Origin of the sequence: Megasphaera jansseni (assembly GCF_047974155.1) — a bacterium.
In the GTDB taxonomy this organism is placed as follows: Bacteria; Bacillota; Negativicutes; order Veillonellales; family Megasphaeraceae; genus Megasphaera.
Window position 1 is genome coordinate 38,984 of the sequence record NZ_JBHYRR010000025.1, and the last position, 10,382, is coordinate 49,365.

Here is a 10,382-nt window from a genome sequence, read left to right on the forward strand (position 1 = left end):
ATTTCCTTGAAAAAACGTTTAATTTATGTCAAAATAAAAGTAGAGTGGAGGTGGCCATCGTGTCCACAATTAAAGACATTGCCAAAGCTGCTGGCGTTTCCATCGCCACCGTTTCCATTGTCTTGAACGGCAAAGGCCGGGAACGGAAAATCTCGCAGGAAACACAACAGCGTATATACAAAATTGCACAAGACCTGAATTACGTCCCCAACCAATCCGCCAAAAAACTGCGGTCGGCTAAGAAGGACAGCTATGCCATTGCCTTCTACTGGGCAACGGACTTCCGTATCAACTACCTGGCCCGCATCACCCTCGGCATCCAGGAAGAAATCATGAAGCAGGACAAAGCCATTCATCTGACCGTCGTCCCTTATAAGGTCGACCAGCTGCAAAAACAGCTCGAAGCCATGCAGAATGAATTTTTCAACGGCATCATTATCGCTAATATGTCCAATAAAGATATGGACTACCTCAATTCCATCCATATTCCCTGTCCTGTCGTCCTCTTTAACCGGGAATCGGATAAATACAGCAGCGTCACCATGGATAACTATACCATCGGCTGCAACGTCGCCCGTCATTTTCTCAACAAGGGGATCTTCGACGCCGGTGTCCTGACCCATGACACGTCGTTCCCGATCATGCGCACGTGGATGCAGGGCTTCCTCGACACCTTCGCCAAAGCCGGTCACACCGTTCCGGAAGAAAACATCATCCTCTGCGATACGTCGTCATCGAGTGCCGTAGAAGCTACGAAAAAGCTCTACGAAGAAAAACGGATGCCCCGGGCTATGTTCTGTGAATCCGACGTACTGGCTCACGGTATGCTCTATGCCTGCCATGAACTGGGCATCTCGATTCCGCAGGACGTAGAAGTCTTCACCATCGGGATCAACATGGCCCAGCTCAACGATTACGCCATCCCATCCCTGTCCCGCGTCGATATCCCTATGGGGGAAATCGGCCAGCACTGTCTGCACCTCATGGTCGACCTCATCGAAAAGAAAAAACCGAACCCTACGGTCCAGTTCGTAGAAGGAAAAGAAATCATCGGCCAATCATCACCGCAGTAGCGGTGTAAAAAGGAGCTGTTGCTTACGCAGCAGCTCCTTTTTAGTGGTTAGGGTTAGGGGGTAGGGGCTAGGGGTTAGTGGTTAGGGGTTAGTGGCTCGTGGCTAGTGGCTAGGGGCTAGGGGCTAGGGGCCCGCTCATACAGGATGGCAGAAACCTCCACGTGACGCTCAAACGCCCAGCGCTTCCCGTACGATGCGGGCAACGTCCTGGAATTCGTCGTCGCCGATGGTGCGCAGGGAGAGGACGACAGCGCAGTGCTGGACGCGGGCGACGATGGGGATATCGGCCCGGCGCAGCTGCTGTTCCATTTCTTCTGCTGACAGTTCATATGGTTCAATGGCCAGGGCCCAGCCCGGCAGGACGGCATCGGGGCAGGCACCGCCGCCGACACAATCGTCGACCTGGCGCAGGGAAACGCAGGCCGGCAAATCCTCCGTATGCAGGGCCTGCAGCAGCCGTTCCGCCCGTTCCCGTGTCTCATTCTTCGTCTGGGCCAGGCAGCGCAGGGTCGGTATCTGGCGGACAGCCGTACCGTCGCGATAAGACCGCAAGGTCCCTTCCAGTCCGGCCAGGGTCATCTTATCGACGCGCAGGGCCCGCAGCAGGGGATGGTGTTTCATGGCCTCCAGATAGGCCGCTTTGCCGACGATGATGCCTGCCTGGGGGCCGCCCAGGAGCTTATCGCCGCTGAAAGTCACGATATCGCAGCCAGCGTCCAGCACTTCACGGACCGTCGGTTCATGGGGCAGTCCCCATTCGGCCAAATCGACGAACAAGCCGCTGCCGACGTCGTTGATACAGGGCAGGCCGTGGTCATGGGCCAGGCGAGCCAGGTCCGGAGCCGGGACGCTCTCTATAAAACCGATGATGCGGTAATTACTGGTGTGGACTTTCATGAGGGCCGCCGTTTCTTCTCCGATGGCCCGTTCGTAGTCAGCCAGATGGGTCTTGTTGGTCGTACCGACTTCGCAGATATGGCCGCCGCTCTGTTCGATGACGTCAGGAATGCGGAAAGAGCCGCCGATTTCGACGAGTTCCCCCCGCGACACGACGACATCCCTGCCCGTAACCAGACTGGCCAGGGTCAAAAGAACGGCAGCGGCATTGTTATTGACGACGATGGCATCTTCGGCACCGGTCAGCTCACAGAGGAGTTTCCGGACATGGTCATAGCGCGACCCCCGCTTGCCGGAAGCCAGGTCGTATTCCAAATTGCTGTAATGGCAGGCCAGACCGGCAATGTGACGGGCCAAGTCCGGACTGAAGACGGCCCGGCCCAGGTTCGTATGCAGGACCGTCCCAGTCGCATTGATGACCCGGCGCAGATGGCCTGTCTCTTCGGCCTGCAGGCGGGAAACGACGGACTGGTCGAAGATATCACCGGAAAAAGGCTGATCCCACTGGCCGGCCAAGATGGCCTGGCGCCGTTCGTCCAGTACGGCCCGGACAGCATCGCGGACAGCCTGACGCGATTTCCGTTCCTGCCAGGCCAGCAATACCGGCCGCTGCAGTAAATGATCTACATCGGGCAGCTGGCGGAGCAGCTGCTGTCGTTCTTTATTCATGGTCATTCTCCCCTTTTGCTTCATATTTCCGGGCCGCCGGCCCGGCCAGGCGGCCATCGCCGACGCGGCGGGTAATGCCGCAGCGGTCCATATATTCCAAGATAAGCAGGGCCTGCTGACGGCTGATTCCCAGGGCATCGCGGAAATCGCCCAGCATCAGCAGGCGCTCCGTCTGGAGATACTGACAGATTTTTTCTGCGGCTTTTCTCATATAGCGCTTCGACAAGACGAAATCGGGCGACAAAAAGATGAGACTCTTGCCGTTGAGGGCATCGGCGACGTCCTGCGCTTCCCGGCCCAAAGCCAGGACCTCGCGGACCGGAACGGGCACATAGCCGCTGTGGTCCAGCTTCTTTTCAATGGCCGACTGTAATTTCCGCTGGCTTGGAGAAAAAGTGATGCGGAATTGTTTCGCCGCCACGCACTGACGGGACAGACGGCAGACGCCGCCAGCCGTCAGCAGCCGCAGCAAAGCCGTCCCGTCATTTTCATCGAGATGCAGGCGGCTGCGGAAAGCCGGCTGCGGAATCCCGGGCTGCAAGGGTTTCTCTGTATGGTAGGCCAGGAGGACTTGCAGCGCTTTGGCCTGCCAGGCCTTATAGACGTCGCTGTGGATATAGCCCTGCCGGGTACGGCGGATAGTCCCGCTTTGCCGCAAATGGTCCAGGGCCAGTTCCACCTTGTCCATGGGCAGGTCCATCTCCCTGGCAATGACGTCCGCCTGGGTAAAAGGGACCTGGCGCAGGCGCAGGAATCCGGCGACGACGTCATCCGTCAAGCCGGCATCGCGGGCTTCCAGGCTGGTTACGACGTCGTCTTTGAAGCGGCGGTGCTTCTGAGGATGGGCGTCGAGGATTTCCCCGCCGGCTACGGTATGCATCGGCGAAAAAGTCCGCAAGATGAAGCGGTCCCCAGCTTTGACATAGATTTCATCCTGCTCCAGGCGCAGCTGCAAAAAGCCTTCCGCCCCAGGCGCAATCTGTTCGGCCCCTAAAGGCACGATGCGGGTCATGACTTCCCTCGTCCCGACGAGGAGACGCATGCGCTGCCATAAAAAGAGAGGCTGGGCATCGGCCAGGCAGGTCACTTTGACATCGACCATCCGCGTCGCGGCAAAATCCGGTGCCGTACAGAGGACGTCGCCGCGATGGACGGCCCCACAAGAAATGCCGGCCAGGTTCAATGCCGTCCGCTGCGGCGGGTCTGCCCGCAGGACATCCTGCTCGTGGACCTGCATATTGCGGATGCGCAGGCGACGGCCGCCGGGATAGAGCCAGACTTCGCGGCCACTCATCATGGGACCGTCGATGAGGGTACCTGTGACGATGGTCCCGAAACCTTTGATGGAGAACGAACGGTCGACGTTGAGGCGGCCCATCCCCTGGGCTGTCTCGATAGGCAGGCTCGCCGCCATGGTCTGGATTTCATCGACCAGTTCCGTCAGTCCGCGGCCGCTGACGGCATCGGTGACGACAATCGGTGCGTTTTCTGCGGCCGTATCGGCCAGATTCTGGCGGATATCCTGTAAGGTCAGGCTAAGCAGCATGTCGTCGACCGTATCGGCCTTGGTGACGACAATAATGAATTTATGCACGCCAAGAAGGGTCAAGATGTCGAGATGTTCTTTCGTCTGCGGCATGACCCCTTCATTGGCATCGACGACGAGCAGGACCATATTGAGGCCCGGCAGGCCGGCGACCATATTCTTGATGAACTTTTCATGACCCGGTACATCGACGATACCCGCTCGCGTACCATCGGGCAGGTCAAGCCAGGCAAAACCCAGGTTGATTGTCAATCCCCGTTTCTTTTCTTCCGCTGTCGTATCCGTTTCGATCCCGGTCAGGGCCCGGACCAGCGTCGTCTTGCCATGATCGACATGGCCAGCTGTGCCGATGACGATATGTCTGGCCATAATATCACTCTTCTCTGATTTTAGTATACGTAACGGCCAGGCCCTGGCGGCAGGCATGATATAAAGCGGCCCATGGCAGCCCCTTCTCGTCGAGGAGGGCTGTCAGGGCCGCTTCATCGGCCAGTTCATAGCGCAGGGAAAAACCGCATGACGCGTCGAGCTTCCCTGGCGTCGGAATGATGCGCACGGCCAGGCCGGCTGCTTTTGCCAGCTTTTCGCCTTCCATGGCCTGCCGCGTCGACGGTACCAGGACGACGCCATAGACTGCCGCTGCCATCAGGCACCTTGTTTCAGGGCCTGTTCGACGGCGATGGCCAGCTGATCGGCACAGGAGGTCCCGCGGTCCCCACAAGGATTCCCTTTCAAGAGTTTTACAGCCCGTGCGGCATCGGTATCTTCCAACAGCTTGCTCAAAGCCAAGGTGTTACCGGGACAGCCGCCCACGAAGTGGACGTTATGCAGTTTGCCGTCTTCCAGGCTGAATGTAATCTGACGGGAACAAGTCCCCTGAGTCATATAGGAATAGTTTTTCATGACAATTCTCCTCCGGCGCCAGCTTCCTTATTTGAGCAAAGCGTCTAATTTTTCTTTCAATACATTGTCCGGGACGACGCCGATGACGCGGTTGACCACTTTCCCGTCTTTGAAGAAGACCAGGTTCGGGATTGTTGCGACGTCATACGACTGGGCTACGCCCGGATTTTCATCGACATTGATCTTACCGATCTTAATCTTGCCGGCATATTCTTCGGCCAAATTGGCGATGACCGGTCCCATCATCTGGCACGGACCGCACCAGTTAGCGAAAAAGTCGACCATGACCGGCTGACTGCTGTTCAATACTTCCTGCTGAAAATTATCGGCTGTGAATTTATATTCCATGAGAGATTCCACCTTTCTTGACTATTTGCCTTTTATGACTATATCCATTATATATTACTATACCAAAGCAGTCAAGTTTTCCTGATGGATTGCCAAAATCTTACCTCGCCGCCAGATCCCGCAAAGCCTGCACAGCAGCCCGGACGTCTTCTTTCGTCGTGAATTGGGAAAAGGAAAAGCGCACCGTCCCCTGGACAGCCGTCCCCAAAGCCTCATGGATGAGGGGCGCACAGTGGTAGGCCGGGCGCGTCGCCATCTGGTACTCCTGCCAAAGGACATCGCTGACGACAGCCGATTCGGCTTCCCCTATGTTGAGGCTGTACACACCGACACGGGAACCGGAAAAATCACCATACAGGCAGATGCCGGGGATTTCCCGGACAGCCGGGACGAAAATCCGGGCCAGTTCGTCCTGATGAGCGGCTGCCGCAGCGACACCGCCGTCCAAGAGCAGATTTATCCCCGCGTCGAGGCCGGCAATACCCGCTACGTTAGCCGTACCCGCTTCAAAAACACCGGGGACTGCCGCCGGCTGTTCCTTTTCAAAGGAGTGGACGCCGTCGCCGCCGGTGATGTACGGCATCACCGCGGTGTCGCGGCGGATGACGATGCCACCCGTCCCGCCGGGACCGTACAGCGATTTATGGCCTGTAAAGCAGGCTGCCGTAACGACGCCATCGGATAAGTCGACGTCCGTGGCGCCGGCCGTCTGGGATATATCGACGATGAGCCCCAGATGGTGGCGCTGGCAAAAAGCCTTGATGCGATTCAAATCGAGGACATTGCCGGTCACGTTCGACGCGTGGTTGCAGACGACCCACTTCGTCTGCGGTGTCAGCAGCGCTTCCATCGCATCATACTGCAAGGCGCCGCTGGGGCTGTCGCTGCCGATGACGGCCAGGGATACGCCTTGGGCTTCCAGCTGGTAGAGCGGCCGCAGGACGGCATTGTGCTCCCACGACGTCGTCAGGACGCCGTCGCCGGGATGGATGAGTCCTTTGAGGCCCATATTCAGGGCTGCCGTCGAATTATGGGTAAAGGCGACGTCATACTCCGGCCCGCAGTGGAACAAGGCCTTCACATCGTCTTTCGCCTGCAGGACGATACCATAGGCCTTCAGGGCATAGCCGTGAGCTCCGCGGGACGGATTGCCGATTGTCCCTGATGACAGGACATCATAGACGGCCTGGGCGACGGCATCGGGTTTCTGCGCCGTCGTCGCCGCATTATCGAAATAATACATGAAATCACCTCCTGAGGGATTCGTGGCTCGTAGTTCGTGGTTCGTGGTTCGTAGGGGCCGCCCAAAGGGCGGCCCGGCTCTCCTGTTAGGAGAGGCTTTCGTGGATGCAGATTTCCGGAGTAGCAAAAAGAGGCTGTCTTAATGCGACAGCCTCTTTTTTAGTTGTTAGTGGCTAGCAGTTAGTGGTTAGCGGATGGCTTTAAATTTAAAACCATATTCTACAAACTACAAACTCCGTACTACAAACTATTTTTAAATTCCGAAACGGGCGAAGATGGTATCGACGTGGCTGAGCATCTTCTTGACGTCGAAGCAGCCTTCGATTTCTTCTGCCGTCATGTATTTCGTGACGTCTTCGTCTTTTTTCAGGTTTTCCAGGAAGTCTTCCCCTTCGAGCCAGCGCTTCATGGCATTGCGCTGAACCCAGCGGTAAGCCTGTTCGCGGACAGCGCCTTTTTCAACGAGCGTATTGAGGATAATCGGGCTGTAGATGAGGCCGCCAGTGAGGTTGAGGTCTTTCATCATCTTGTCCGGATAAACCAAGAGCTTGTCGATGACACGGGTGAACGTCTGAAGCATGTAGTCCAGGGCGATCGTGCTGTCCGGCAGGATGATGCGTTCGACAGACGAATGGGAAATGTCGCGTTCATGCCAGAGGGCGACGTCTTCCAGGGCAGCCTGGGCATTGCCGCGGATGACGCGGGCTAAGCCGCACATGCGTTCACAAGTGATAGGATTTCGTTTGTGAGGCATGATGGAAGAGCCCTTCTGTTTGGGGCTGAAGTATTCTTCGGCTTCGCGGACTTCCGTGCGCTGGAGGTGACGGATTTCCGTTGCCATCTTGTCGATGGAGCTGGCGATGACAGCCAGGGTCGTTACGTATTCAGCATGGCGGTCGCGCTGCAAGGTCTGCGACGAAATCGGCGAAGCAGCAATGCCGAGGTGTTCGCAGACATATTTTTCAACAAAGGGATCAATGTCGGCATAGGTACCGACAGCACCGGAGATTTTGCCGACGGAAATCGTTTCTTTGGCGTGTTTCATGCGGTCGATGTCGCGTTCGATTTCAGCCATCCAGTTGCACAGCTTGAGGCCGAATGTCGTCGCTTCGGCATGGATGCCATGGGTACGGCCGATGCACGGCGTATATTTGAATTCAACGGCACGGCGGCGCAATACGGCGTGGAAGTTTTCCAAGTCTTTGATGAGGATATCCGAAGCCTGTTTGAGCATGTAGCCAAGGGCTGTATCCTTGACGTCTGTCGAGGTCAGGCCGAGGTGTACATATTTACCAGCTTCGCCGATATTTTCCGAAAGCGTCGAGACGAAAGCCGCAATGTCATGGTGTGTTTCCGCTTCGATTTCATGGATGCGGTCGACAGAAAAAGCAGCTTTTTCGCGAATTTCTTTAGCCGCTTCCTTCGGGATGTTGCCCAGTTCAGCCTGTGCTTCACTAGCCAGGATTTCGACCTGTTTCATCGTATCCCATTCATTGTATTCTGTCCAAATATGACCCATTTCCGGTTTCGTATAGCGTTCAATCACAGTTGATCTCTCCTTTGTAGTTGACATGAGTACGGTAAAAAAACTCACCAACTTTATTATACACTATCTATGGGGCTGAAGGTAGCCGTTTTTACAAGTTTTATTCGATTACAATGGCCCATTCGTCCCGCTCGGTCACATAGCCGACGATGGCCGCACAGGGAATCGAGTCTTTCAAGGCCTTTTCCAGGGCCGGTGCGTCTTTTTCGGCGACAGCCATGAGCAGGCCACCCGAAGTCTGCGGGTCATAGAGGATGTCCATGAAACGCTTGTCAACGCCGTCCGCCTTGACGCGTCCAGCGGCAAAGTCGCGGTTGCGGTAAGCCCCGGCGGGAATCAATCCCATCGCCGCCATGGCCAGAGCCTCTTTATGGAAGGGAATGGCATCGCCCTTGAAATGAATCGTCGTCCCGCTGCCATCAGCCATTTCACAGGCATGGCCGAGCAGGCCGAAACCGGTGACATCGGTGCAGCTGTGGACCTCGTAGCGGACCATGATGTCGCGGGCCCCTTTATTGAGCTGGGCCATCTGGTCATAGAGCTGCTGGAGGAGCGGTGCCTCTACAAAATCCCCTTGCGCCGCCGTCATGAGGATGCCGACGCCTAAAGGCTTGGTCAGGATGAGGACATCGCCAGGCCGGGCCGATGAGTTGCGCAACAATCGCTGCGGATGGACGAAACCCGTGACGGACAAGCCGTATTTCGGTTCCTTATCTTCAATGGTATGACCGCCGGTGATGATGACACCGCCTTCATAGGCCTTCTGGTAGCCCCCTTCCAGGATGGCCCGGATAGCCTCGCGGCCCATAGCCAGGTTGACGCACATGACATTCATAGCCAGTTTCGCTTCGGCCCCCATGGCATAGACGTCGCTCAGGGCATTGGCCGCTGCAATCTGGCCGAATAAATAAGGATCGTCGACGATAGGCGGGAAGAAATCGACCGTTTGGACGACAGCCAGATCGTCGCTCACCTGATAGACCGACGCGTCGTCGCTCTTATCATAGCCAACGAGGAGGCGGTCATCTTTATGTGTTGGAAGCCCGTCCAACAATTGAGCCAGTGTCCCTGGCCCTAACTTAGCGCCTCAACCGGAGCAGGACGCCATCTGAGTCAATTTCAAACGTTCATCGTTCATGGTAGATACCTCCTTGGTATTACAGTATTCAGAATAAGGTCATCAAGCAAAATGACAGCATATAACTCGCCCTACAGACATTATACTATATTTATGCAATTCTTACGGCCTGGTTTAGCTCGATTTTAGATTTATCCGTTATACTGTCCTCGTAGTCAAGAATAAGTGATTGAAGACAGGAGGAATTCATCATGACACAGGAAAAATGGCAAGATACACTCGTTTCGATTAAAAATAAAGTCTGCACCGCCCGCAATGCGAAAATCGCTGCTGCCTTCTGCGTCGTCTGCGTAGTGGCCACAGCTGGCGGCCGCTACTATCTGCATCAGCAGCACATGGCCCGTCACGCCGAACGGGTCGAAGCCATGGCCCAGATGACCAAGGCCCAGGCAGAACAGCGCAATGTATCCCTCATCAGTGAAGACCAGGCCTGTGCCGCTGCCGCCCAAGCCATCGGCAAGGATGAAAGCGACCTGGACTTCAAAGAAGTCGCCCTCTTCGATATGAGCAGCGCCAAACACGGTCCGAAAGACGGCCGCAAAGACGACCGCCGCGGAGACCGGAAGGATGGTCCGAAAGATAAAGACCGCAAAGGCGATGAAAAAGGCGGCCAGCGCGGACCGGAAGGCATGAAACCCGGCCGTCCTGATGAAGAAAAAGCAGATGCAGCTGCCGGCGCTACGGCCAAAGCCGCTCCAGGCGGTCAGGCCGACAACCAAGTCGTCCCCATGACGCCGCCCCAGGGCCAACCGCTGATGAATGCTTCCGGTCAGCCGGGCCAGCCGGATATGAAAGGCCAGCCGCCGCAGGGAGCCATGATGCCAAATGCATTCCATCCGATGTACAACGTCCGCGTTACCTCCGGTTCGGTCCGCTACGACGTCCTCATCGATGCCACCAACGGCTCCGTCATCCATACAGAAATAGAAGAATAGCTTAATGCAAAAGGGGCTGTCGCACGAAGGTTTTTGCCATCATGCGAGGCCCCTTCAACTTAAAAGTTTTTCGTTCGTAGTTCAT

At 56.3% G+C, this 10,382-nt stretch carries 10 protein-coding genes; 2 read left to right on the forward strand and 8 right to left on the reverse strand.

The genetic code is table 11. The features are described from left to right. Positions 1–59: 59 nt before the first annotated feature. Positions 60–1,073 (forward strand): LacI family DNA-binding transcriptional regulator, encoded by a 1,014-nt coding sequence (locus tag ACE418_RS10005; protein WP_416450476.1) that lies wholly within the window; start codon positions 60–62, stop codon positions 1,071–1,073. A gap of 168 nt (positions 1,074–1,241) precedes the next feature. Here ACE418_RS10005 and selA read toward each other — a convergent pair whose 3' ends face one another. The 8 genes from selA to selD all read right to left on the reverse strand — a co-directional run bounded on the left by selA (position 1,242) and on the right by selD (position 9,362). Continuing rightward, the gene (gene selA / locus ACE418_RS10010; RefSeq protein ID WP_416450477.1) at positions 1,242–2,639 is read right to left on the reverse strand and encodes an L-seryl-tRNA(Sec) selenium transferase; all 1,398 of its coding nucleotides are present in this window, start codon (positions 2,637–2,639) and stop codon (positions 1,242–1,244) included. Next, complete coding sequence (selB, locus tag ACE418_RS10015) at positions 2,632–4,554, reverse strand: selenocysteine-specific translation elongation factor (protein WP_416450478.1); 1,923 nt, start codon at positions 4,552–4,554, stop codon at positions 2,632–2,634. Before selB ends, selA begins: the two co-directional genes overlap by 8 nt. Positions 4,555–4,558: 4 nt before the next feature. Further along, positions 4,559–4,831, reverse strand: a complete 273-nt coding sequence (locus ACE418_RS10020; protein WP_416450479.1) for a DUF3343 domain-containing protein — start codon at positions 4,829–4,831, stop codon at positions 4,559–4,561. Next, positions 4,831–5,088 carry a TIGR03905 family TSCPD domain-containing protein gene (locus ACE418_RS10025; protein ID WP_226884366.1) on the reverse strand — a complete coding sequence of 86 codons (258 nt, stop codon included), beginning with the start codon at positions 5,086–5,088 and terminating at the stop codon, positions 4,831–4,833. The genes ACE418_RS10020 and ACE418_RS10025 overlap by 1 nt, the downstream gene beginning before the upstream one ends. A gap of 27 nt (positions 5,089–5,115) precedes the next feature. Next, complete coding sequence (trxA, locus tag ACE418_RS10030; protein ID WP_292297116.1) at positions 5,116–5,436, reverse strand: thioredoxin; 321 nt, start codon at positions 5,434–5,436, stop codon at positions 5,116–5,118. A 100-nt stretch (positions 5,437–5,536) separates the two neighbouring features. Next, complete coding sequence (locus ACE418_RS10035; protein WP_416450480.1) at positions 5,537–6,679, reverse strand: aminotransferase class V-fold PLP-dependent enzyme; 1,143 nt, start codon at positions 6,677–6,679, stop codon at positions 5,537–5,539. 252 nt (positions 6,680–6,931) lie between these two features. Then, positions 6,932–8,224: an adenylosuccinate lyase gene (gene purB / locus ACE418_RS10040; RefSeq protein ID WP_416450481.1), complete on the reverse strand. Its 1,293-nt coding sequence runs from the start codon at positions 8,222–8,224 to the stop codon at positions 6,932–6,934. Between the two features lie 100 nt (positions 8,225–8,324). Beyond that, positions 8,325–9,362: a selenide, water dikinase SelD gene (gene selD, locus ACE418_RS10045; protein WP_416450482.1), complete on the reverse strand. Its 1,038-nt coding sequence runs from the start codon at positions 9,360–9,362 to the stop codon at positions 8,325–8,327. 191 nt (positions 9,363–9,553) lie between these two features. On the opposite strand from selD, the gene ACE418_RS10050 reads away from it, so the two are divergent. Then, positions 9,554–10,297, forward strand: coding sequence for a hypothetical protein (locus tag ACE418_RS10050; protein ID WP_416450483.1), 744 nt, complete (start codon positions 9,554–9,556; stop codon positions 10,295–10,297). The last annotated feature ends 85 nt before the right edge of the window (positions 10,298–10,382 follow it).